The following is a 24346-nucleotide window of genomic DNA, read 5'->3' as shown; positions in this document are numbered from 1 at the left end:
CCACTTCTCGCATCTCTGCTCCCTCGTCCAAAGTCTAAGTGTTTTGAAGTGTTGATGTTTTCAATTTGAGTTTGAATTTTGAGTTTTGAATTTTGATTCAGCATCCTGCCAAGACAATCACAATTTCCCCTTTCACATTTTTGGATTTGAAGTGTTGTACCAATTCCGCAACTGTTCCCTGCACATTTTCTTCGTGCAATTTGGTCAATTCTCTCGAAACTGCCACTTGTCTATCTGCTCCAAAAAACGTTACAAACTGCTCCAATGTTTTGACCAATCGGAAAGGCGATTCATAAAAGACCATCGTGCGGGTTTCGGTTTGCAGGGCTTCAAGGCGAGTATTGCGCCCTTTTTTTTGAGGTAGAAAACCTTCAAAGCAAAACTTATCGCAGGGAATTCCCGAATTGACCAAAGCAGGCACAAAAGCCGTTGCTCCGGGCAATGACTGTACTTCAATGCCCGCTTTTCGACATTCTCGAACCAACAAAAAACCTGGATCAGAAATGCCAGGCGTACCCGCATCTGTCACCAAAGCCATTTTTACGCCAGCTTGCAGTTGCTCCACTATTCGCTGCAAAGTCTTGTGTTCATTGTGGGCGTGATACGATTGAAGAGGCTTGGAGATGTCGTAGTGTTTCAACAGAAAGCCACTTTTTCGGGTGTCTTCTGCCAACACTACATCTGCTTCCTTCAATATGCGAAGCGCACGTAAGGTGATGTCTTCTAAGTTGCCGATGGGCGTGGGAACGAGATACAACATGAATTGGAAATGAAAATTAGAATGAAAATCAAAATTGAAATGTCAATATTAACCAGCGAAATCTACGATTATTTTTCGATTTACCACAAATCTTGATTCCTCCGTTTGTGAAGTATCGTGGGTCAAATGTCGCCATCGGTATCTTTTGGAGAAAGGATGCGTTTTTCCTTCCACCATATCCGCCGCCATTTCGCCCAAAATAGGGCCCATTTTCATACCGTGACCACTGCCGCCCGTACTTACCGAAAGCCCCTTGATATCGGGGTGATGGTCTATCCAAAAATGCCCATCTAAGGTATCGGTGTAAAGGCATCGGCGGGTATAAACCAAAGGTGCGGTGGCCAATTCGGGGATAGCCATCTGCAAAAAAGACCGCATATCTGCTACTTCTTCGTCTTTGATTTGACGGTCGTCTTTATCGGGGTGAAGCAACAATCCGTTGGTGTGTTTCCCAATTTTCACCACGCCATATTTGGGTGAAACAGGGAAACCATACCATCCAGAATTGGAAATATCGGCAGTGAAAACGCTCATATAAGGAGGCGTAAAATATTTGGGATCATGGGGTTTTAGCCAAAAAATGGGGTGACCAGTGGTTTTGATATAGGGCTGCAATTCGGGAAGCAGATGAGGGGTATGTGCGCCTGCTGCAATGAGCGCATGACCACACCAAAAGGTTTTGCCTTCTTTGGTTTTCACCGCCTTCAGTTGTCCACTTTCAATCACGAAACTATCTGCGGTTTGTCCTTCGTGAATGTCGACACCCAAAGAACGAGCATAATTAGCCAACTTTTCGATTGCCAAACCAGATTCTACATATCCTCCTTTAGGATTGAAGTTGGCATCTACAAATACTTCATTATTGAAGGCAGGAAATCGTTTTTTTAATCCCTCCGCATCCAAACGACCAGAAGCATAGCCATTTGTAAGGAGGTTTTCGTAACTTGATTTCTCAAAAGTAAATTGTTTCTGCTCCATATTGCCTTTGCAGAGCATCAAAAAACCGACTTCATGGTACAGTTTTTCTGCTAAAAGGTCGTTCCATTCTTTCCATCTGTCTATACATATTTCTGCCATTCGGAAATATTCTTGATCTGAGCCATATTCCATGCGAACTACCTTTGTGATGTCGGTAGAGGCAGCCAAATGATGGGGGATTCTGTCAGGATTGATGAGCCCAACTTTGTGTTTGCACTTCGCCAATTCGACGGCTGCAGTGATGCCGAATACGCCGCCGCCTACAATTAGAATGTCGTATTTGTTCATGTTCTCAAAGTCCATAACATCAAAAAGCGCAATATCGAAAGGTGTTGTGTTTTACACTCATTTGATATTGCGCCTGTTAAAAATTTTACAAAAGTAAAAAATCACAGATTACACTTGTTCTCTTGCGTCCAAGATTTCTCTCGACCTTCAAGTTTGGATTGAAATATTGCTGTGGTAATCTTTCGATTGACGACAAATATAGTTGTTTTCCTAACATTTTACAAAAAAAAACACCCTAACCAAAAGATTCATTTTGGTTAGGGTGTTTCCAATTACAGAAGAATAAAAAAGCCACAGATTACACTTGCGTTCTGTTCAAGAGATAAAAATTGCTGTGGTAATCTTTCGGCTTGTTTCAAATATACTTATTTTTTTCGGTTACTGCAAACTTATTTTTTTCAAAACATCCTGATTCAATGCCTTTAACATGGCTTCAATAGGTGTTTGGTTAACAGCCGTTTTCGCTTGACCTTTTTCCACTTGTTCTTGTTCGCCTCCAATGAGTAGAGAAAGAATCGAACCATCAAATCCGCCAATCATTATGACTCCTTTGTCATCCAATTTGTTTGGAAAATCACCACCTCTGCCCGTCACCCACCACCAAACGATTCTCATTCGTGGCAATCGCACTTGAGCGAGTTTTTGCATTGCTGCCTCATAATTCGTTTGGGTATTGCCGTTCACAGGGTTGAACTGCATATCAGAAACGACTATCAAAGTTGTCGGAAAATCTGCGACAGGTATTTTTGGGTTTTGTTGTCTGACCCTAACGATTTCATCAATGACCGACTGAAAATTGGTTGTTCCCCAAGCCGTGTTTGCTGAGGTGATTTGCAGCACTTTATCCGTGAAGGTGCCGCTCAATTGTTTGACCTTCGATTCACTGTCGAACATGATTACATGGTCTTTGAAAGCACCTTCATTTAGCGTTGCAAAATAAACGCCTAAGCTAATGCAAATATTGAAGGCCGTTGTATCGGCTACCTTTGCAGCCATAGAACCAGAAGTATCCAATGCACACCAAACATTTTCTTGAATACCTTGATTGTCTGCTTTTGCCAGTTCAATCAAACCATCAAACTGTTTGTCCAAAGTGATTTTTTGGGCTAAGGAAAGTTTCTGTGTGACTTGATTCATCAGTTCATAGACATATCCTGTAAATTTTGCAGTAGGCTGTTGTTTAATCCATTCTACATAAGCTTCTTCAATGTCGTGTCTTTCAAAGGAAGTTTGTCCATCCTTGCCTTTTTTGTTCACCAAACTGAACAAGGCTTTGCCTGGAATCTTCAAAAAATTTATTTCGTTCCATTTATTGTCACACATTTTTCTTTGAAACTCATGTGCTTTTCCTTCCGCTTTGAATTTTCGATAATCAGTCGGAGTCCAGTTCATGTATTTGAGGAAACCATAAGCAAATTTATTCAGTGCCTTGTGTCGGTCATTGAAGGTATTGGATTTAGAGCGAATACGAGGCAAATATTTGGCTATCAAATCTTTGTTGTATTCGTCTTCAATACCCTTTTTGAGTAAAGCATATACTTGTTTGTGGTCGAGTTCGCCAATGAGCTCACGATGCCACAAATCTTTCCAACTGCCTACAACTGGTATTAGCCATAAATTGGGGTACAAATGTTGTTTGTGGTATCGGGCGAGCCAAGTGATGCCTTTTCTGAACTCACTTCTATTTCCTTGCCCTTTCTGTACTTTTTCGCTTTCTACAAAACCTTTTACTTTGCGAGAAATCAAGCGGTTGTAGAAAATAATTTGCAGGGCAATTTTAGGAGATTCTGCCCATATTTTACCCATATCTGCAAATACCTCCTTCAATTTTCTATCCCTGAAAGTACCGCTTTTTGAAAAATAGTTGAGCAGTTCGCTTCCTGTTGTAGAATGTGAAACGGCTCCATTTTCGGTGTAGGTATCGTATTGGTAAACGGCGGTTAAGAATTGATTTTTCATAATTGATTGATTAGGTTTTGTTTAATTGAAATTACAAATCAAATTGATTTAGAGTTGATTAAAATTTATTTTATAATGTTTAGGGTGATTTAATTATATAGTAGGAATCAACTGCTTCTTGACCTGTATAGTTTGGACCTGCTTTGTCATTTGCTCCAAGGTATTGAACGCCAAATTCTATGATTTTCGTTCCAATACATTCTATCATTTTCGTTTTGGAGTTATAGGAAATGTGATTTTCTTCAAAAATCGGTTGTAGAAATTTTGAAGTGTTATGGTTTTCGATGTGGATACTTTTTAAGTCAAGGTTTGCAGTAAAATGACCGTTTGGAGAAAGCATCGCTAAGTATTTTTTCAATGTACTAAGCTTATCTCCAACATAATGCAGACCGTGAATACAGGTGATGAGGTCGTATTTTTCTATTTTAGTCCAATTCAGCAAAGAACTCACTTCGAAATGGACGCAGTAGATGTGTTTGGGTGTTGAAGTAAAGTAATTTACCAAATCAATTCCTGTCAAAGATGCTTTATTTTGGAGTTTTTGGTTCTCTAAGTAGCGAGCCGATTGAAGCAGTGCATTTCCTTGACCACAACACAAATCCAACCATTTCACCCTTCCGTATTCTTCAATGAAGTTTTTTAGGAATTGTTCTGGCTCAAATCTTATTTCTTGTGCATAACTATTGACACCACTGGCATTGCGTTTTCGATTCATATTGGAGTTGGCAACAATGGGTGACCAGATAAGCTCCTTTTCGGGTAATAATTTCACGCTCTGTTCCAATGTAAATTCATTTTAAAGTTCTGCCTTCAATCCTTCTACTGAAATGGCACTGTGAGAAGTATGAAAGGTGAGATCACCGTTTTTGATGAGTAAAATCTGTGGTGATTCGTGTCGAACTTCAAAAGCTTCTGCAATTTTGTTGGAAACCGAACGGAACCGAATTAAATCGAGGTAATAGATGGTCAGTGCGTCTTCTGCAATGTCCCAACTGCGCTCCAAACGGCGTTTTGCCATAGCACTGATGGAACAACTAATGCTGTGTTTGAAAATGGCGACAGGTTTAGTGAAAGATTCGTTGGCAATGTCCTTCAATTGTTCTTCATTTTGAAGTATTTGCCAGTTAATACCTATTGCAGTAGTTTCGTCTTTGTTATTTCCTTTTCCCAAAATTTTGTCTAAAATCCCCATGCTATATTGATTTATTGTTAATAACTTGTAGCTCGATTTGTAACAGTATTACAATGACAAAAGTTCAATAGGGTAACGAAAGGATTTTTTTATTTTTTATGGGATTGATTAATAGCCTAATACGATGGATTATACCTCAACAGGAGGTAGATGATACGGAAAAATACCGTATTTCGAGATTTACTGCAATTATAATGATGGCAGCTATTTTATTGGGAGTCATATATTTTTTTATATATGTAATTATTAGGTATTGGGTTGGGATTTATTCGATGTTGATTTTTACATTCCTAGCTTTTTTCGTTTTGCTTGGCTATCGCAAATATGGAAATGTGATTTGGGTAAGTAATGCCTTTTCATTTTTTATTTTGTTGATGCTCTTCATATTGATTTTTACTTCGGGCGGTTTGTACTCGCCTGTAATGGCGTGGTTGTTTGTTGCTTCGATTAGTTTTTTCTGGTATATCAATAAAAATTCAGGGATTTTTTGGACTGTGATTTGTTTTTTAATTCTTTTTTTATTGTTCGCATTGAATATTTATGGTTATGAATTTACGTTAAGATATGACGAACAATATCAGCCCTTGTTTACCTTATTTTCCCTTACAGGATTGTTTATGTATTTACTTACTATATTTTCGCTGTATGAGAAAGAACATACAACGGAAAAACATCAGTTGAATATAACGAATAAGATTATCCTCGAAAAAAATCAGGAATTGGAGGTGCAACGTGCAGTAACAGAGGAGAAATCAATTTTGTTGGAGCAAGCCTATCAACGTTTAGAAGAACAAAAAGACCATTATTATCAAAAATTGATTGAAAATGGAAGTGAGGTATTGGCCATTGTAGATAATAATGGGATATTTAAATTTGTGTCTTCAACGATTGAAAGTGAATTTGGTTACAAGCCCTGTGAAATCCTCAATGAAAGCGGTTTTTTGCACATTCACCCTGATGATCTGGAAGAATTGAAAGAGGGGTTCCGAAATGTATTGGAGATTCCAGGCAAGCGGTTGAGAAGTGTCTATCGGTATCAACACAAAGATGGGGCTTGGTATTATGTGGAAAATTTTGCTCAGAATTTTTTGAATGACAAAGATATTGAAGGGGTAGTTATCAACTTCAGAAATATCAATGATTATATTGAAAACCAACGAAAAATTTCTGAAAAAGAGCGTTACTATCGTTCACTTATAGAAAATTCATCAGATATTATTAGTATTATAGATGCAGAGGGGAGATATCAGTATTTATCTCCTTCTTTTGAGAAGCAGTTCGGACACTATGCCATTAATTTTATTGGAGAAGATGCCTTTCAGTATATACATTCTGATGATAGAGAAGAGGTCAGGGTGTTGTTTGAGAATGTGAAAAAAGCGTATGGTTGGCAGATGGTTATAAAGAAATTGTATCGTACACCCGATAGCACAGGAAAATTAAGGTACCTCGAATCTGCTGCACACAACTTAATAAATGATCCTATTATTAAGGGGGTTGTAGTGAATACCCGTATTGTTGATGAAAAAGTGATGACTCAACAACGACTGGAAAGTCGTGAAAAGTATTACCGTTCTCTCATCGAAAACTCAATGGATATGATTACAGTAAGAGATGAGAGTGCCGTTATTACTTATTGTTCTCCTTCAACTAAATTTATTTTGGGCTATAAGGAAGAAGAACTGATTGGTAAGACGGGCTTTCATTTGGTTCATCCTGATGATATAAAAGCTGCTGAGAAAGATTGGATTTATCTGATGATGAATCCCAATGAAGTGATTCGTATAGAACAAAGAGTACAGCATAAGGATGGAAAATGGGTGTTTATTGAAGCAAGAATCACCAATTTGCTAAATGTAGAAGGGGTAGGAGGTGTTGTATCCAATTTTTCGGATATCACTAAAAAGAAAGAAGCAGAGCAAATTCAGAAAGAATATGAGCAAAATCTCGAAAAGGAAGTGGCACTCAAAACACAACTATTGAAAGAACAGAATGATGCGGTAGAAGGGGCTTTGAATAGCTTGAAAAACACACAAGTACAATTGGTAAATGCTGAAAAAATGGCTTCACTTGGACAGCTAACCGCAGGTATCGCTCACGAAATTAACAATCCCATCAATTTTGTATCGGCAAATATTCACCCTTTGAAAACTGATTTCCAAGATTTGAAAAAAATCTTGGAACAATACAAGACAGCAGCGAGTGCCAAGGATAAATTGACCGCCTACAAAGCCGCTGAAAAATTTGCAGAAGAAGCAGGGATTGGTTATTTATTTGAAGAAATGCAGGCACTAATAGAAGGTATTGAAGAAGGTGCGAATAGGACGAGAGATATTGTATTAGGACTGCGAAATTTTTCTCGATTAGATGAAGATGGTATCAAGTATGCCGACATACATTCAGGCATAAATGCCACTTTGGTTTTGTTGAAGAATGAAACCAAAAAGAACATCAAAATTGTGCGGAAGTATGATACTTCTTTGAAGGAAATCGAATGTTACCCCGGTAAACTAAATCAAGTATTCATGAATCTGCTCACCAATGCTATTCAAGCTGTTGAAGGGAAAGGAACTATTACGATTACTACACAAAACGATGGTAATTACGTAAAAATAAAGGTGAAAGATACTGGAGTAGGAATGACCGAAGAAGTAAAAGAAAAAATATTTGAGCCGTTTTTTACCACCAAAGACATTGGTAAAGGTACTGGACTTGGACTGTCAATTACCTATGGAATTGTAGAACAGCACAAGGGTAAAATCATTGTAAACACCGAATTGGGTAAAGGCAGCGAGTTTGTTGTTATCTTGCCTAAGCTGTTGCATGAATAAACAGATATCTAAAATTCTGGAGGTCAGATTCTTTGACAAAACCTGTGATTTGAAGCTTAGGAAAATTGCAGGAATATCGAGATAAAATCACTTCAATGAAAAAATAATCGCCTGATAAGGTTGAAGCGTAACCTTTCCATTCGCCATTTCCACCGATTCATAGTTGTTGATAACCGCCTCTTTAACTTTGTCAACTTCTGTCAGTTCAATGCTGGAATCGTGATTGGTAAAGTTCAGCAATACCAACATTTTGGCATCATCAGAGGTTCTTGTATAAGCGTATATGTCAGGATGTTCTGATTGAAGGAGTGTATAATCTCCATAAACCAAAACGGGATTGTTGGTTCTCAATTTGGTCATTTTTCGGAAATGATTCAAAATAGAATTGGGGTTTTTATCCTCTGCCGCAACATTGATGGTAGCATGGTTGTCGTGAACAGGTAACCAGGGAGTACCAGTTGTGAAATTTGCATTTTTAGAGTCGTCCCATTGCATCGGTGTTCTGCCATTGTCTCTCGAACCAAATCGAAGGGCTTTCATATAGGCTTCGACATCACCTCCTGTATTGACGACTTTTTTGTAGCCATTGATGGCAGAAATATCTTGGTATTCTTCAATGGTTTCAAATCCAATATTGGTCATGCCCAATTCGTCGCCATAATAGCAGTAGGGAGTACCCCGCATACTCAAAATAAAGGTATTCAACATTTTAGTCGAAGGTTCTCTAAATTCGGAACTGTCATTGCCATATCTACTGACCAATCTGGCTTGGTCGTGATTCGATAGGAAAATGGACAACCAACCTTTTTCGGCAAAAGCACTGTCCCAACGGCTAAATACTTCTTTGAAGACGGCAAGGCTGTAACCCTCTGGCTTGGCAATGTCCACGCCTTCAAAAGCATAGGCCATATTCAACTCTTTGCGGTCTTCATCCACCAAATCATGGGCATCTTGAAAGTTTCTCCCTGCCCCTTCTGCGACACTCATGACATCGTATTTGCTAAAAACAGCTTCGTGCATTTCTTGCAGATACCCATGTAAGTTGCCTTGCATGGCATAGTATTGAATGAAATCTTTTTCCCAACCCTCGGGAAAAGCAGGAAAAGTGGTGTCTTTGGCTGCAAACTGAAAAGCATCGAGTCTAAAACCATCTACTCCTTTTTCCGCCCAAAACTTCATGATGTCATACACTTCTTGCCTAACTTTTGGATTTTCCCAGTTCAAATCGGGTTGTTTTTGGGAGAAATAATGCAAATAATAGGAATCAGTAGTAGCATCATATTTCCACGCATCGCCTTTTTCGTCAAACAAACTGTATCTAAAATTGGGTTCTCCTTTTTCTTTAGGCCACCAATGGTAATAATCTCGGTAGGGATTGTCTCTCGAACTCCTTGATTGTTTGAACCATTCGTGCTCATCGCTGCTGTGATTCACCACTACATCCATAATCAACTTTATGCCTCTTTCGTGCATTCCCTTCAATAGCAGGTCGAAGTCTTCCATAGTGCCAAAATCACTCATGATGTTTCGATAATCACTCACGTCATAGCCATTGTCGTCATTGGGTGAACTATAAATAGGATTGAGCCAAACCGCATTTACGCCCAAACTTTTGATGTAGTCCAATTTTTCGATAATCCCTTTCAGATCACCGATTCCGTCGCCATCTGTATCTTTGAAACTACGGGGATAAATCTGGTAAATGATGGATTCTTTCCACCATTTTTTGGAGGTTTGAGGTGCTTCCTTTTTTTGTTCAACTGGTTGTTGTTCAGATTGATTGGTGCAGCTATTGATTAGAAGAATACTTAAAGCAATAAGTAATATTTTGTTCATGAGTTTTTTTGATTTCTAGTAATAAAAGGCATGATTGAAGAATTCTCCAAATATACAAAAGTTTTCAAAAAAGGCATATCTCTAAAGCCATTGTACATTTTCCCTCAATATCATTGAGGCATCTTCTTTGGGTTAATATAGCACCTACATTGGATAATTTAGGCATAGACACGCCCCTTAAATTGCCGTATCTTTGCAGTTCAATATTGTTATCGAAGACTGTGTAAACTTGTACAACAAAAATCAAATAAGTTGTGCATTTGAAATTTCCAACAATCTGATTTAGAAGTGATTTTTTCATTTTAATGCTTATTCGTTACTAAAGTATTTTTGATTGATATGAGATTATTTACAGTGATAATATAGTCACCTGATTGAAGAAGCAGACATCTTTATTGAAGAATTGAAGCAAAGAAATTTGCCTTTTCTCGTTCTAAAAAAAACAATAAATTAAACATGATAAAAAATAGAATTGCAGTAAACATCCTTTTTGGGATGAATGGATTTTTGTACGCCAATTATACCGCTCGATTGCCGCAGATTCAATCACTTTATGGATTGGACAATGGTGATCTTGGCATTAGCTTGTTGATTATGGCCATTGGAGCATTGATTGCCATGCCATTTACAGGTTGGTTGATTGTCAAAAACAGTAGCCGAAGGATTGCCACTTTTGCAGGTTTGGCATTTTGTTCGATGGTTCCGCTTATTGGAATGATGCCGAATATAGTGCTATTCGATATGCTCTTTTTTTCTATGGGGCTTGGAACAGGAATGATGGATGTGGGCATGAACGCCCAAGCGATTGCAGTAGAAAAATCTTATCGCCGCCCAATTATGTCCTCTTTTCACGCCATTTTTAGTGCGGGGATGATGTTTGGAGCAGGAAGTGGAGCTTTGTTTATGTATTTGGGTTTTAACTTGTTGCCCCATTTGGTTGTGGTTTCGAGTTTGGCATTGATTTCACTTTTGTGGGCAGTTTCCAATTTGATAGATGATGGGAATGGAAGCACCGCTACTACCACAAAGCACACCCCATTTAGTTTGCCGAAAGCTTCGTTAGTAGGAGTCGGGTTAATTGCTTTTTGTTGTATGCTTGGAGAAGGCGCAATGGCGAATTGGAGTACGAACTATATGTTGCACATTGCCAATGCTAATGCATCTTTCGCACCTTTGGGTTTGGTAGCGTTTTCGTCTGCTATGATGTTGGCACGCTTCTTTGGCGACCATGTACGGCACCAAGTAGGCGACCGTAAGTTGCTGATTGGCAATAGTATTTTAGCTGGAGTTGGATTGGGTCTGTTGTTGATAGTACCGCATCCAGTAGTGGTTTTGATAGGATTCTTTTTGGTCGGTTTGGGGCTTTCGGTCATCGTACCGATTGCGTATTCAACGGCTGGAAATACGCCAGATTTGCCGCCGAGTGTAGGAATTGGAATGGTCACAACGATTGGATATTCAGGACTTTTGCTTGGCCCACCTATCATCGGATTTCTTGCCGAGTGGCAAAATATGCAAGTAGCTTTGTCTTTTACTTTGCTACTATTTGTACTCATGATTGGATTGAGTTTCCGATTTCAGTCGGTTAGAAGTGCTTAGATTAGAAGAATAATGTAAGTGCAAAAGACACTGATTTACAATTCTCTGGATTTTGAATCAGTGTCTTATAACAAAAAAGTAGAACGACCATTAGTTTTGTTCAGCTCACTTTTTTGGATTGTATGAATAATTTTTGATTACTTCAAAAACCAAATTCAACGTTTCTCCACTTACTTCATATTGTTCTTCAAAATTGAACAATAGGCCGCTATCTACATCTTTTTTTAGGTCTTCTACATATTCAATTCCTTCAAATTTAATACCTTGCTCAATGTTGTCAAGGATATTTGTTTTTGTGAACGCTTTTTCGTTGATGTGCATCATCGCAATGAAATGGTCAATTGTATCTCCAATTTCAGTAGTGCAAACGGTTGTTTCTGCACTATTTAAGTCAAATTTTTGTGGCGGCGAACAATTCTTGGCTATACTCAAAATGTTATTCACCAAAGCTTTAGACTTCGAAAATGAGCTGGTATAATAAGCATTTTGTTCAGCCGAAAAACCTAAGTCAATTTTCTCTTGTGTATTTTCCAGTACGCATTTGGCGACCAAGGTTGTTTCGAGAATTTTTTTGTTGTGAAATGAGGTGAAAAATACCACTGTCCTTTCGACAATTCCCTCTATATCTGGGGAAAATATGATGCTCAAAAAAAACAAATCCTTCGCATCTCGGTGTATTTCTACTTCAATTGAAGTTCGATGTTCTGAATCCCACCAATTTATTTCAAGAGGAGCAAACTCATAAATGATGTCATCAAATTGGTCAATGCTAAATTTGTGTAGAATTTCTTTCATGTTTTACTTATATTAAAATTTAGTTGTTACTTTACTTCAATTAATCTTTGCTACCTTCAATAACCTTCATGGCAGTCTTCACTTTGTTTTCCAATTCCTCAAGTATTTCTGCATCTTCAATGTATTCTTCATCTTTTTTAATGAAGTCTATTGCACATTCAAGACATTCCAAATCCCATATATAAAATCCTACTTTACGCTTGCCTTTTAACCTTTCAATTCTATGATCTAAGCCAAAGGATTCTGCCATGTAGTGAGTATTAGCTTGTAGAATCTCAAGTTCGTCTTCAGTAAATTGAATATATGCTTTGATATCTCTGGTTCCTGGTTTCATTTGACAATCAATTAATTTTAAAATTAGTTCACCACAATCGTTTTCGTATTCACAAACTCCCTAATTCCGTAGCTTGACAATTCCCGCCCATAACCCGACTGCTTGATGCCACCAAAAGGCAAACGAGGGTCAGAATGAACGATTGTATTGATAAATACGCCACCCGCTTGAATTTGACGGGCCAATCGAGTAGCTTTGTCTCTGTCTAAAGTCCAAATAGAAGATCCTAAACCATATTTAGTCTTATTTGCCAGACTGATAGCATGTTGTACATCTCGTGCAGCAATTACTGCTGCCACTGGTCCAAAAATTTCCTCTTCAAAAACGGGCATTCCTTCTTTCACATTCACCAACAAAGTAGGATTGAAAAATGCACCTTTTTTGTCAGCGGGGCGATTACCTCCAATCACTGCCTCTGCCCCCAACCGCATAGACTCCTTCACTTGCTTCGCCACTGTTTCCGCCAAATCCTCACGAGCAAGTGGCCCGACATCTGTATCTTCATTCATCGGATCACCCACCTTCAACTGACGAATATGTTCGGTGAGGAGTTCCACAAAACTATTCAGCACAGGTTCTACCACAATCAAACGTTTGGCTGCAATACAACTTTGCCCAGCATTGCTCATTCGAGACTGAATAGCTGCCTCTGCTGCCAACTTCAAATTGGCATCGTCCAACACAATAAAGGGATCGCTTCCCCCCAGTTCGAGCACCGTTTTTTTGATATTTTTGCCCGCCAATTCCGCCACGGTTGAACCAGCCAAATTACTGCCTGTCAAAGAAATTCCCCTTACCATCGGATCTTCAATAATGCGCTTCACCATGCCATGATCCACAAAAATACTCTGAAACAAACCCTCCGAAAACTGAGCCGTCCGAAACAATTGTTCAATCGCAATGGCGCATTGAGGAACATTGGCAGCATGTTTGAGAATCACCGAATTGCCCGCCATCAATGCAGGAGCAGCAAATCTGAATACTTGCCAAAACGGAAAATTCCACGGCATAATCGCCAGCAAAACACCCAAAGGAGCATGGGTAATAACACTTGCCGAATTCTCTGTATTGATGATTTCATCCTTCAAAAAATGTTTGGCATTGTTGGCATAATATTCACAGACCCAAGCACATTTCTTGATTTCAGCTTTAGCTTCTTCAATGGGTTTTCCCATTTCCATAGTAATCAGTTTTGCCAAAGGAATTTGATTTTCCATCAGCAATCCTGCCAGTGTATTCATACGTTTTGAACGAGTCTTTAGAGAACTTGTGCGGTTGATGGCAAAACCAAATTCTGCCTTTTTCAATACATCGGTGAGTTGACTATTGGAAAGCGTATTGAAGCGTTTGAGGAGTTGATTCGTAGTAGGGTTTATAGAAAGAAATTTCATGGTTTCGTGCTTGAAGTAGAATAAAATGAACCTTAAATATACACAGCTTTTTTGGATTTTTCATTTTAATGAAAACTTGTAAAAACCAAAATTCGGTAATTTTTGTTTGTTTTTTTAGATTGGTCTAAAAATAAAATTTGATTAGACTATAAAAGATTTTATCTTTGTTTCAATACACCTCTATTGAACGAGCTTTTCTTCAACAAGGAAAAAATAAGTTACTGCAATATGAAAAAAATAATTTGGATAAATATTTGGTCAATGATTGCTTGCCTTTTATTTGTAGGCTGCAATTCGCAAGACTCTACTTCAACAATTGAAGGGCAAAACAAAAAGTGGCGCATCGTGACGACTACGGGTATGATAAAGGATGCAGTTACCGAAATTGTAGGAGATAAGGCAGACGTGGAAGGGCTTATGGGAGCGGGAGTAGATCCTCACTTGTACAAAGCTACCCAAGGTGACCTTAAAAAATTGGTCAATGCAGACATTGTTTTTTACAATGGCTTACATTTGGAGGGCAAAATGCAGGATATTTTTGAGAAAATGGCCAAACAAAAGGAAGTCATTGCGATTGGAGATGTGTTGGACAAAAGCGAACTTATCACCAGTTTTGATAGTGGTGGTGCAGAAAGTAGAAAGACCTATGACCCACATATTTGGTTCAGTGTTCCGCTTTGGACACAAGCAGTCCAACATATTGGAGAAAAAATGCAGCAGATAGACCAAGCCAATGCTGCTTACTACCAAGCCAATCTGCAAGGTTATCTAACTAAACTAGGCGAACTGAACAAGATAGTGGCGGCTAATATTCAAACCATTCCCAAAGATCAACGTTTGTTGATTACTTCTCACGATGCTTTTGGCTACTTTGGTAAAACCTACGATATGGAGGTGAAAGGTTTGCAGGGAATATCGACGGTGGCGGAATTTGGTTTGAAGGATGTGACGGAAATGGTAAATTTGATTGTCACTCGAAAATTAAAAGCTATTTTTATTGAAAGTTCGGTGGCTGCAAAACCTTTGGAGGCAGTAGTGGCAGGCTGCAAAGAGCATGGTCATGCGGTGAAAATTGGTGGGACTTTGTTTTCGGATGCGATGGGAGCAGATGGCACTAAAGAAGGTACTTACATTGGTATGGTGGAATACAATACAAAGACGATTGTAGAGGCATTGAAGTAATGGATATTGGAAAATTATAGAAGAAATAACACTTGATTACAAAATCACCTTAATACACTTTCACGAAAGTTATTTAACATTCAAAAGGGCTTTAGCCTTGACACTATTTGTAGAAAAATGCTGAAAATTAATCTAATAGGAGCGTAGCTTCGGCACGTAATAAACAACGTTTTTTTATGGTGTCGAGGCTACGCCCCTTGAAAATAAGGTTACTTTTAGTTCTACAAATAGGGTCGCAGCGATGCTGCTGAAATTTAAGGAGCATTGTTTCACAATCTAAACCCCCAAAATCCCAACACAAAAAAACAACACAAAAAAACATGATTACGCAAGTAGAAAATCCTATATTAGAGGTTCACAATCTGACGGTTGCGTACAATAAAAAACCTGCTTTGTGGAATGTAGATTTTACGATTCCCAAAGGGAATTTGGTGGGCATTATTGGCCCGAATGGTGCGGGTAAATCCACCTTGATTAAAGCGATTATGGGTTTGATTCCGTTGAGTAGTGGCTATGCAAAGTTGTTTGGGCAGGATTTGGATAGAGTAAGAAACAAGGTAAGTTATGTGCCGCAAAGGGAGTCGGTGGATTGGGATTTTCCTGCAAGTGCATTGGATGTGGTGTTAATGGGTTGTTATGGAAAACGGGGTTTGTTTCGATGGCTCACCAAATCTGACAAAGACTTAGCATTGGCGTGTTTGGAGAAGGTCAGAATGGAGGGTTTTGCCAATCGTCAAATTGCACAATTGTCTGGAGGGCAGCAGCAAAGGGTTTTTTTGGCGAGGTCTTTGGCGCAGCAAGCGGACTTGTATTTTATGGATGAACCTTTTGCAGGGATTGATGCGACTACTGAAAGTGCGATTTTGGAACTCTTGTCGGATATGCGGGATGAGGGAAAAACTATTTTGGTGGTACACCATGATCTTCAATCTGCTTATGAATATTTTGACTGGATCATTTTGTTGAATACCCGATTGGTGGCTTCTGGGCCTAAATTGGAGGTTTTCAACCCCAAATTGTTGCAGCAAACCTATGGTGGTAAGCTGAGTGTACTTTCACAAATGGGAGATTTGTTGCAGGAGAAGGAGTTTCCTGTGAGGGAGTAAAAACAAAAAAAAATGTTAGATTTTTTCTCATTGTCAGACCCCAATGTGCGATACGTCGTATTGGGGATGGTATTGTTGGGGGCAAGTACAGGCGTAGTAGGCTGTTTTACCTTTTTGCGGAAACGTGCGCTTTTAGGTGATGCTGTCTCTCATTCGGTTTTGCCTGGAGTGTGTTTGGCGTTTATGCTTACAGGAATGAAACATCCTCTGGTGCTTTTGGTGGGAGCAGTGGTGACGGGTTGGCTATCTTTGGTGGTTATTGACGGAATCACGAAACATTCCCGCATCAAATCAGATGCAGCAATTGGTTTGACCCTTTCGGTTTTCTTTGGAATAGGGATTTTGTTATTGACCATGATTCAGCAATCGGGTAATGCTTCGCAGTCGGGATTGGATAAGTTTTTGTTTGGCAAGGCGGCGGCAATGGTTGGGGCAGATTTATGGGTGTTTGGAGGTTTGAGTGTGGTATTGATTGGAGTAGTGATGCTGTTCTTCAAAGAGTTTATGCTTGTTGCCTTTGATCTGCATTTTGCGGAATCTATTGGATTGCCTGTTCGGATGATTGAAATTGCGCTTTCGTCCATTACGGTTTTGGGGGTGGCAGTAGGGATTCAGGCAGTTGGAGTGGTGTTGATGGCCGCAATGTTGATAACGCCTGCTGCTGCTGCTCGGTATTGGACAGATAAATTGCCGAAAATGGTGTTTTTAGCGGCTGTTTTTGGGGCGTTGGCAGGCATTTTTGGGGCGTTTATTTCTTATCAAGGTACGTCTATGCCTACGGGACCTTGGATTGTGGTGGTCTTGTCGGTCATTGCTATCTTTTCGATGTTGGTCGCTCCAAAGAGGGGAGTATTGTCACGTTATTGGTCGATGAAAAAGAACAACGCAAAGATTTTGGAGGAGAATATATTGAAGATTTTTTACCACTTAGGTGAAGGGGACAATGCTTTTTTTGAAGCTCGAAAAATAAAAGATTTGAAGGAAAGGAGGAGCATGTTAGACCATCGTTTGAGGAGTGGTATTCAACGTTTGATCAATAAGGGTTTACTTCAAAAAGTGGACTCAGGAGGAAAGTGGCAATTGACGGAAAAAGGCAAAGTATTGGCGCAACGAGTGGTGAGATTGCACCGTTTGTGGGAGTTGTATTTAACTCGTTATCTGAACCTTGCTGATGACCATGTTCACCATGATGCCGAAGCGATTGAACACATTATCACTCCTGAAATTGAAGCACAATTGGAGCTTGAATTGGGTTTTCCTGAGAAAGATCCACATGATAGTGTGATTCCTGAGGCGGTTTGATTTCACAATTTTATCTGCTTGCCATCACCCGCTCATCATTAAATGTGTTTTTTTCGGCATTTTGCAGTATTTCCTCATTGTTAAAAGGAATCGTAAAATAAAAAGTGCTGCCTTTATTACTCTCCGATTCTACCCATATTTTCCCGTTGTGTTGTTCCACGATTTTTTTGCAGGTAGCTAGACCAATGCCCGTGCCTTCGTATTCTTGTCGGGTATGTAAGCGGCTGAACATTTCAAAGATGCGTTCTTGGTGTTCTTTGGCAATGCCGATTCCGTTGTCTTTGACAGAAAAGATATAGGCTTTGCCATTTTTCTGTACATCTATCCATATTTTGGGATGATTGCTATCTGAAAATTTGAGGGCATTGCTGATGAGGTTTTGTAAGAGTTGTCCCATTTGTGTACGACTGACTTTCACTTCTGGTAAACTTACTACATGTATGACAGCTTGTTTTTGCTTGATGTTCAACTGCAAATTTGCCATGGCGACTTCTACTATTTCCCCCATTTTTACGGAGTCTTTTTTGAGTTCTTGTGTGCCGACTTTGGAATAGGTCAGTAAGTCGTCGAGTAGGTTGTTCATGCGAGAGGTTGCTTCGGTAATGAATCCCATAAATTCTTGCGCTCCTTCGTCTAGCTTGTTGGAATACCTGCGACGAAGCAAGGATGTGTAGGAGCCAATCATGCGTAAGGGTTCTTTGAGGTCGTGTGAAGCTATGTAGGCAAATTGTCTGAGCTCTTTGTTGGAGTTGGCGAGTTTTTGGTTTTGCAGTTCTATTTGTTCGTTTTTGGTTTTGAGGGTTGCATTGAAGCCTGATTGAAGGTCGTTTACTTCTTCGAGTTGCTGATTTTGTTGCTGAATTTGAAGATTTTTATCCGCCAATAAACCGTTGTAGCGTTTTTGGTTTTTGTAGTAGTAAAAGAACAAAAAGGAGGTAAAGAGTAGAAATGCGACCAAAACGGCTAAGAAATAGTTTTTCCAAGAAGTGATTTCTTTGTTTTTTCCGAGTAGTTCGTTTTCTTTTTTGAGTAGCACAATTTCCTTTTCTTTTTTGGCGACTTCATAGCGTGTTTTGGATTGCGCCATTTCTTTGAGCGTATTTTCGTTCAAGATAGAGTCTTTGAGAAGGGTATGGGCTTTCATGTAGTGAAAGGCTTCTTGGTAGTGCTTGTTTTTTTCGTATGTAGCGGATAGGAGTTGGTAAATTTCTACTTTTCTGGATTTTGCGTCAATGGTTTCTGATACTTTTAGTGCTTCATCTAGATAACTTAATGCTTTTTCGATTTTGCTCATATCCAAATAAATAAGACCTATGGACTGCAATGTGGGTATTTCGTCAAACTTGTCGCCGATGTCTTTTTTGTAGGATAGAGATTTTTGGTAATAGTCTAATGCGGTTTCACAGTATCCTAAATCATAGTAGTCTGCTCCAACATTGTGCAAGGCGTAGGCAATGCCTTCGGCATAGTCCATTTGTTCAGCCAGTTCTAGTGCCTGAAGGTTAATTGCCAGCGACTTTTCGGTGTTTCCGAGGCGGTTGTGAACACTACCGATGGCTCCCAAACACGAATAAATGCCTATGCTGTCTTCGAGGTGTTTGACCAGTTTTTTGGATTTGGTGTAGTTTTGAAGTGCCAATTCAAAACTGTTTTGAAAGAAGAAAATATTGCCAATTTCATAGAGTGCTTTTGCTATACCCAATGAATCGGATAGTTCTTCATATGTTTCTAAGGATTGAAGTTGATATTTGTAGGCTAATTCAAAATTGCCGACTTCTTGGTAAATGCTTGATAGTTTGCGGGTTATTTTTACTTGTAGTTCGGAAAGATCAAGTTGTTCGACTTTATCCAAACTTTGAAGAAAAACGGTCAAGGCTGATTCTATATGATTGGCTGCATGATGTTTTTTACCAAGTTCGTATAAACGTACAACTTCACTTTTTTCTTTTTCAAGTGTTTCTACACTTTCTTGTGTGTAGGAATCGGAATGTGTGTTGACTATAACTTCCGCTGATATGTTGATAGACCATGGTAGGTAACACAAGCATAGAATGGTGAAATACCGAAATAGGTAAGGCTTATACATTTTCGATGTAGGTAATTGTTATTCAATATATTAAGTGGGATTTTGATTTGAAGTAATAGGGAGGATTGGGATGTGGAATGGTGTCTTTATTCATCTTTCCATCGGGGAGGACTCGATTGGCTGGTATCTATTTTAGAACTGTATGTTAGTCGATTTCTACCACCTTTTATGATAACTTGACTGTCCTCAGTGATTGGTTTCACAGAATTGTCTTCTTGAATTTTTTGAATAACTTCCATGTTATTTGGGTTTAAAAGTCTACTAAAATATTAATGAAGGTGGATGTTAAACGAATGCAGTAATATTTACTGATTTTAGTCTAAGTAAGCCAAAGATTATACCAAAAGTAGCTTGAGGAGATAGAGGAATAATAGAAGATAGGAAATGAGAAGATTTGGTTTGGGAAAATAATATTCAAATAATGGATGTTGAATAATTTATGAATGAAACGGTCTTAAATAGCTTTCTCCAAACTTGACGAAGACTCAACATGATTCGTCATTTTATTGTCATACGGAAGTGTGAAATAGAAAGTACATCCTTTGTGTTTTTCTGATTCTACCCAGATAATTCCTCCATGCCGTTCTACAATTTTTTTGCAGGTAGCCAATCCAATGCCAGTGCCTTCATATTCTTGACGGGTATGTAGTCGGCTGAACATTTCAAAGATTTTTTGTTGGTATTCTGGATCGATACCGATGCCATTGTCTTTGACCGAAAAGACATGCATTTTGCCATTTGTTTGCGCACTGATTTCTATTTCAGGATGTTCGCTGTCCGAAAATTTGAGGGCATTGCTGACAAGATTTTGGAACAACTGGCTCATTTGTGAGCGATTTGCACTTATTTTAGGTAGTTCGTGTATGCGTATTTGGGCATTTTTTTGTTGGATGTCCAGGTGTAAGTTTGCCAATACGCCTTCAATGACCTCATGTATATTTATAGACTCTTTCTGTTGATTGTGTGTATTGATTCTCGAATAGGACAGCAAATCTTCCAATAGGTTGTTCATTCGATTGGTAGCATCTGTGATGTAACCCATAAATTCTTGTGCGCCTTCATCCAGATGTTTGGTGTATCTGCGCTTTATTAGGGAGGTATAAGAACCAATCATGCGTAGCGGCTCTTTGAGATCGTGGGAAGCTACATATGCAAATTGCTTGAGTTCTTCATTGGTATTTTCGAGTTGCTTATTTTGGAGTTCTATTTGTTGATTTTTTGCAGCCAGCACATGGTTGAATGTTTTTTGAGATTGATTGACATCTTCCAGTTGTTTGTTCATTTTTTCCAACTGGCTATTTTGGATAGCAATATGGGCTGTTTTTTCTTCGAGTAGTTTGTTATAGCGTTTTTGACTGCCATAGTAAAAGGCTGCAATGAGTAGCAGCAGCACCAGACCCAATACCAATCCTACCAAAGCCATCATTCGCAAAGAAGTGATTTCTCGATTTTTCCCCAATACCTCATTTTCTTTTTTCAAAAAGGTGATTTCCCGCTCTCGTTTATCTACTTCATAGCGGGTTTTTGCCTGTGCCATTGCCTCCAGTGTATTTTGATTCATGACCGAATCTTTCAGTGCCATGTAAGCCTTCATGTAGGTACACGCTTCAGTAGGTTTGCCGCTCTGCTCATAGGCCAATGCCAATCGTTGATAGACATCAATTCGGCGGGTATCCGAATCTATTTCCTCGGCTATTTTGAGAGCTTCTTTTAAGTATTGAAGTGCCAAAGAGTTATATCCCATGTCCAAATATACCGAACTGATTGCTCTCAAAGTACCTACTTCTCCAAACTTGTTTTCATGTTTTTGTTTGTAAGACAAAGATTTTTTATAAAAGTCTAATGCCTTATTACATTCCCCCAAGCTGTGGTAATTTGAAGCAACATTGTGCAGGGCATCTGCTTGTTGACTTTCTAAATTGTTTTCTTCTGCAATTTTTAGAGCAAGTAAATTGTACTCCAAAGATTTTTCGGTTTGCTCCAATCTATCGTAAGCACTGCCAATAGAGCCTATACTCGCCATCTCTAAACCCACAATATGAACTTGTAAAGCAAGTTCCCAACTTTGTTTATAGTATTGAATAGCTGTTTTGTACTGATTTTGGTAAAAGAAGATATTGCCCAGTTCAAATTTCGAGGCTGCAATATTGGAGGAATCTTGCAATTCTTCAAATATCTGCAAGGCCTTCAATCGGTATTGATAAGCAAGTTCGAGATTGCCAATTTCTTTATAAGTTTTGGATAGATAGTTTGCAATCTTTCCGATTTTAGTTAAATCGGGTGTAGGTTCAGAAATGGCCAATTCATAAGCTTCTGATAGCACTTCAATGGCATCGGTGCTATTTTGTAATAAAATGGACATTCGCCCTATTTTATACAGATTGTCGATAGTAAATGTTGATTGGTCCAACTTTCGAGCAAATTCTAAAGAAAGATTGTAAGAATCAATGGCTTTTTGGTAGGCTTTTTCGCCATAGTAATAGTCCCCCATCTCATGGTGAATGGTCATTAATTTGTCTTTGACTTGATCTTGTTCATATTCAATAATCAAGGATTGAAGACTATCTATATTGGTAGCATTCACTTTGTCAATTGTTGATAAAAGTAATAATGACAAAGTGATGTTAAAGATAATATATAGGGCTTTGCATTGCATTGAAAAAAATTAGTGAACAGTATTTGACAATAAGGTATTAATAACCATACTACAAAAAAAATGCCACCTTGACAATAAGATGACATTTTTATTAAGCATTTGATTGCTAATTTATTTTATTATATGTATGGTAGCTAAAGTTTTGCTTCTTTTCTTTTCATTTTTTCCATGAATTTAAGCGGATCAATGGGTTCATAGCCAATTGGACAACCATTTTTACCATTTGCGATACCACCACCTTTTAGAGTGCTGGACTTTGAAGTTTCTAAAGCATGTACTTCCTTCAATGTGGTGATTTTTTTTAAAGTGCTCATAAGCCTTACGTGTTTTAAATGTAAAAAAATGATGAGGATAATTTTTAATCCTATTGTACTAAATTAGCAAAAAAAATACCACAAATCTTATAAACCCTAAACTTAACCAAACCCATTACTATTGTTTAGTATTAAATCTATGTATGGGAAATTGACGTTTAGTATTTTTGGAATTGAAGTAGCGGCAATAATTTCTATTTTTTTGGAAAAACTATCTTTTAAAGAAAAAGGGATTGCGTGTTGAGCAATCCCTTTTTACATCCAAGTCTTACGTCTTGAATTTCATATCTTTTGTCTTTACTAAAACCACCCCAAAAACGGATCTTCCAAGATATTCTTCAATTCAACCAAGAAACGAATGGCATCCGCACCATTGATGACCCGATGATCAAAACCAATGTGCATTGGCATCATCAATCGAGGCAAAAACTCAGTGCCATTCCAACGAGGTTCCATCAAAGAAGCCGTAATACCCAAAATCGCCACCTCTGGAGAATTGACAATTGGCTTCAAATCTGTACCACCGATTCCTCCAATATTGGAGATAGAAAAGTTGCCACTGCCACGTTCCATGTCGGTCAAGTTGTTTTTGCCATCACGAGTACGCTTCGACATTTCCGACAATTCGATAGAAATCTCGGTCAAACCCTTGCGGTCCACATCTCGAATCACAGGCACCAACAAACCTCTATCAGTGTCCACAGCCACACCAATGTTGATGTAATCTTTGAAGACCAATTCTTTGGTTTCCATATCAATACTGGCATTGAATTGCGGCATTTTGCGAAGAACCACTGCAATGGCTTTTACCAAAATAGCTGTAATCGTGAGGCTTCCACCTGCTGCCTTCACCCGATCTTTGTATTGTTGGCGAAGTGCTTCGAGGTTGGTAATGTCCGCCTTTTCCGAAATCCAAGCATGAGGAATCACCGAAAAGCTGTAGTGCATATTCTCGGCGGTCACTGCATTGATACGGCTCATAGCCTTGCGCTGCACCTTGCCGAATTTCTCAAAATTGGGTAAAGGTTGAATCGCCATACCACCACCGCCACCACTTGCAGGAGCTTTTGCAGCTTTTTCCAGTTTTTCTTGTTTCGTTTTTGCAGCTTGCAGCACATCGTCTGCTTTGATGCGGTTGCCGTCAGAAGGCTTCAAAGTAGCTGCATCCACACCCAATTCCCTCGCTATTTTTCGAGCCAAAGGTGACATACGGAAGTTGGCATCTCCTCCAGTTTGTTGTGGTGAAGTAGCAGGTTTTTGTTCTTCTTTTGGCGTTTCTTTTTGAGGTGTTTCTGCTTTTGCTTCTACTTTTGCAGGAGCTGACTCAGCGGGTTTTTCTTCTTGTTTGGGTGTTTCCTGTGCTTTGTTTGTGTCCGCAGTGCTTTCGCCACCAGTATTGATACGTACCAACAAGTCACCTTCATTTACTTCATCACCCACACTTACCAATATAGCTTCCACCGTACCCGCCACATCGCTTGGCATTTCGGCATCTACTTTGTCGGTACTGACAATCATCAGTGTATCTTCCTCTTCAATCTGATCTCCCACTTTCACCAATATTTCCGTCACCTGACCCGTAACGCCATCGCCGAGAGAAGGAAGTTTATATTCGTAACTCATTGTATTTTATTTTTTGTGTTAATGTTCTTTTTGTGTTGAGGTGTTAATGTTTTTGTGTTTTCATTCTCTCAAAAGCCCTAGGTGTCTCCTTACCCTCTAGCATTCAAATTCTCG

18 protein-coding genes are annotated in these 24346 nt (G+C 39.0%); 5 read left to right on the top strand and 13 right to left on the bottom strand.

Annotated elements, in window-relative coordinates:
• Positions 1-97: 97 nt before the first annotated feature.
• From rsmI to ytxJ, 5 genes are all read right to left on the bottom strand, one after another.
• The gene (rsmI, locus tag R3E32_08395; protein MEZ4884728.1) at positions 98-760 is read right to left on the bottom strand and encodes a 16S rRNA (cytidine(1402)-2'-O)-methyltransferase; all 663 of its coding nucleotides are present in this window, start codon (positions 758-760) and stop codon (positions 98-100) included.
• Between the two features lie 48 nt (positions 761-808).
• Entirely contained in the window at positions 809-2026 is a 1218-nt protein-coding gene (locus tag R3E32_08390) for an FAD-dependent oxidoreductase (GenBank protein ID MEZ4884727.1), read from the bottom strand.
• A 378-nt stretch (positions 2027-2404) separates the two neighbouring features.
• Positions 2405-3985: a DUF2828 family protein gene (locus R3E32_08385; GenBank protein ID MEZ4884726.1), complete on the bottom strand. Its 1581-nt coding sequence runs from the start codon at positions 3983-3985 to the stop codon at positions 2405-2407.
• A 79-nt stretch (positions 3986-4064) separates the two neighbouring features.
• Positions 4065-4769, bottom strand: coding sequence for a methyltransferase domain-containing protein (locus R3E32_08380; protein MEZ4884725.1), 705 nt, complete (start codon positions 4767-4769; stop codon positions 4065-4067).
• Positions 4770-4781: 12 nt separating this feature from the next.
• Positions 4782-5177, bottom strand: a complete 396-nt coding sequence (gene ytxJ / locus R3E32_08375; protein ID MEZ4884724.1) for a bacillithiol system redox-active protein YtxJ — start codon at positions 5175-5177, stop codon at positions 4782-4784.
• Between the two features lie 98 nt (positions 5178-5275).
• Here ytxJ and R3E32_08370 point away from each other — a divergent pair, with 98 nt between their 5' ends.
• Entirely contained in the window at positions 5276-8008 is a 2733-nt protein-coding gene (locus R3E32_08370; GenBank protein ID MEZ4884723.1) for a PAS domain S-box protein, read from the top strand.
• A gap of 87 nt (positions 8009-8095) precedes the next feature.
• Here the strand turns inward: R3E32_08370 and R3E32_08365 are convergent, their stop codons facing one another.
• The gene (locus R3E32_08365; protein MEZ4884722.1) at positions 8096-9844 is read right to left on the bottom strand and encodes an alpha-glucosidase; all 1749 of its coding nucleotides are present in this window, start codon (positions 9842-9844) and stop codon (positions 8096-8098) included.
• 456 nt (positions 9845-10300) lie between these two features.
• Here R3E32_08365 and R3E32_08360 point away from each other — a divergent pair, with 456 nt between their 5' ends.
• Positions 10301-11443, top strand: coding sequence for an MFS transporter (locus R3E32_08360; protein MEZ4884721.1), 1143 nt, complete (start codon positions 10301-10303; stop codon positions 11441-11443).
• 105 nt (positions 11444-11548) lie between these two features.
• Here R3E32_08360 and R3E32_08355 read toward each other — a convergent pair whose 3' ends face one another.
• Genes R3E32_08355 through R3E32_08345 form a run of 3 tightly spaced genes read right to left on the bottom strand, consistent with a single transcriptional unit; the run spans position 11549 to position 13963 of the window.
• Entirely contained in the window at positions 11549-12238 is a 690-nt protein-coding gene (locus R3E32_08355; protein ID MEZ4884720.1) for a hypothetical protein, read from the bottom strand.
• A 40-nt stretch (positions 12239-12278) separates the two neighbouring features.
• Positions 12279-12572, bottom strand: a complete 294-nt coding sequence (locus R3E32_08350) for a hypothetical protein (GenBank protein MEZ4884719.1) — start codon at positions 12570-12572, stop codon at positions 12279-12281.
• A gap of 23 nt (positions 12573-12595) precedes the next feature.
• Positions 12596-13963, bottom strand: coding sequence for an NAD-dependent succinate-semialdehyde dehydrogenase (locus tag R3E32_08345; protein ID MEZ4884718.1), 1368 nt, complete (start codon positions 13961-13963; stop codon positions 12596-12598).
• A gap of 228 nt (positions 13964-14191) precedes the next feature.
• Here R3E32_08345 and R3E32_08340 point away from each other — a divergent pair, with 228 nt between their 5' ends.
• From R3E32_08340 to R3E32_08330, 3 genes are all read left to right on the top strand, one after another.
• Positions 14192-15145, top strand: coding sequence for a zinc ABC transporter substrate-binding protein (locus R3E32_08340; GenBank protein ID MEZ4884717.1), 954 nt, complete (start codon positions 14192-14194; stop codon positions 15143-15145).
• A 320-nt stretch (positions 15146-15465) separates the two neighbouring features.
• A complete protein-coding gene (locus tag R3E32_08335; GenBank protein ID MEZ4884716.1) occupies positions 15466-16251 on the top strand; it encodes a metal ABC transporter ATP-binding protein in 786 nt (261 codons plus the stop codon).
• Between the two features lie 12 nt (positions 16252-16263).
• Entirely contained in the window at positions 16264-17553 is a 1290-nt protein-coding gene (locus R3E32_08330) for a metal ABC transporter permease (protein ID MEZ4884715.1), read from the top strand.
• A 10-nt stretch (positions 17554-17563) separates the two neighbouring features.
• On the opposite strand, the gene R3E32_08325 is transcribed toward R3E32_08330, so the two are convergent.
• The 4 genes from R3E32_08325 to R3E32_08310 all read right to left on the bottom strand — a co-directional run bounded on the left by R3E32_08325 (position 17564) and on the right by R3E32_08310 (position 24232).
• Positions 17564-19639 (bottom strand): ATP-binding protein, encoded by a 2076-nt coding sequence (locus R3E32_08325; GenBank protein MEZ4884714.1) that lies wholly within the window; start codon positions 19637-19639, stop codon positions 17564-17566.
• Positions 19640-20093: 454 nt separating this feature from the next.
• Positions 20094-22223 carry an ATP-binding protein gene (locus tag R3E32_08320; GenBank protein ID MEZ4884713.1) on the bottom strand — a complete coding sequence of 710 codons (2130 nt, stop codon included), beginning with the start codon at positions 22221-22223 and terminating at the stop codon, positions 20094-20096.
• A gap of 206 nt (positions 22224-22429) precedes the next feature.
• On the bottom strand, positions 22430-22609 hold the full coding sequence (locus R3E32_08315; protein MEZ4884712.1) for a hypothetical protein: 180 nt from the start codon (positions 22607-22609) through the stop codon (positions 22430-22432).
• A 300-nt stretch (positions 22610-22909) separates the two neighbouring features.
• On the bottom strand, positions 22910-24232 hold the full coding sequence (locus tag R3E32_08310; protein MEZ4884711.1) for a 2-oxo acid dehydrogenase subunit E2: 1323 nt from the start codon (positions 24230-24232) through the stop codon (positions 22910-22912).
• Positions 24233-24346 lie beyond the last annotated feature (114 nt).

The organism is Chitinophagales bacterium, from assembly GCA_041392475.1.
GTDB lineage: Bacteria > Bacteroidota > Bacteroidia > Chitinophagales > UBA2359 > JAUHXA01.
Note: the sequence above shows the minus strand (reverse complement) of the source record. Positions and strands in the feature narration are given on the sequence as shown.

Excerpts from the sequence above, each read along its gene's own strand:
- rsmI (MEZ4884728.1), bottom strand. The coding sequence starts at position 760 with ATGTTGTATCTCGTTCCCACGCCCATCGGCAACTTAGAAGACATCACC.
- ytxJ (MEZ4884724.1), bottom strand. The coding sequence starts at position 5,177 with ATGGGGATTTTAGACAAAATTTTGGGAAAAGGAAATAACAAAGACGAA.
- R3E32_08390 (MEZ4884727.1), bottom strand. The coding sequence starts at position 2,026 with ATGAACAAATACGACATTCTAATTGTAGGCGGCGGCGTATTCGGCATC.
- R3E32_08340 (MEZ4884717.1), top strand. The coding sequence starts at position 14,192 with ATGAAAAAAATAATTTGGATAAATATTTGGTCAATGATTGCTTGCCTT.
- R3E32_08315 (MEZ4884712.1), bottom strand. The coding sequence starts at position 22,609 with ATGAGCACTTTAAAAAAAATCACCACATTGAAGGAAGTACATGCTTTA.
- R3E32_08350 (MEZ4884719.1), bottom strand. The coding sequence starts at position 12,572 with ATGAAACCAGGAACCAGAGATATCAAAGCATATATTCAATTTACTGAA.
- R3E32_08325 (MEZ4884714.1), bottom strand. The coding sequence starts at position 19,639 with ATGTATAAGCCTTACCTATTTCGGTATTTCACCATTCTATGCTTGTGT.
- R3E32_08345 (MEZ4884718.1), bottom strand. The coding sequence starts at position 13,963 with ATGAAATTTCTTTCTATAAACCCTACTACGAATCAACTCCTCAAACGC.
- R3E32_08360 (MEZ4884721.1), top strand. The coding sequence starts at position 10,301 with ATGATAAAAAATAGAATTGCAGTAAACATCCTTTTTGGGATGAATGGA.
- R3E32_08385 (MEZ4884726.1), bottom strand. The coding sequence starts at position 3,985 with ATGAAAAATCAATTCTTAACCGCCGTTTACCAATACGATACCTACACC.
- R3E32_08310 (MEZ4884711.1), bottom strand. The coding sequence starts at position 24,232 with ATGAGTTACGAATATAAACTTCCTTCTCTCGGCGATGGCGTTACGGGT.
- R3E32_08355 (MEZ4884720.1), bottom strand. The coding sequence starts at position 12,238 with ATGAAAGAAATTCTACACAAATTTAGCATTGACCAATTTGATGACATC.
- R3E32_08330 (MEZ4884715.1), top strand. The coding sequence starts at position 16,264 with ATGTTAGATTTTTTCTCATTGTCAGACCCCAATGTGCGATACGTCGTA.
- R3E32_08365 (MEZ4884722.1), bottom strand. The coding sequence starts at position 9,844 with ATGAACAAAATATTACTTATTGCTTTAAGTATTCTTCTAATCAATAGC.
- R3E32_08370 (MEZ4884723.1), top strand. The coding sequence starts at position 5,276 with ATGGGATTGATTAATAGCCTAATACGATGGATTATACCTCAACAGGAG.
- R3E32_08335 (MEZ4884716.1), top strand. The coding sequence starts at position 15,466 with ATGATTACGCAAGTAGAAAATCCTATATTAGAGGTTCACAATCTGACG.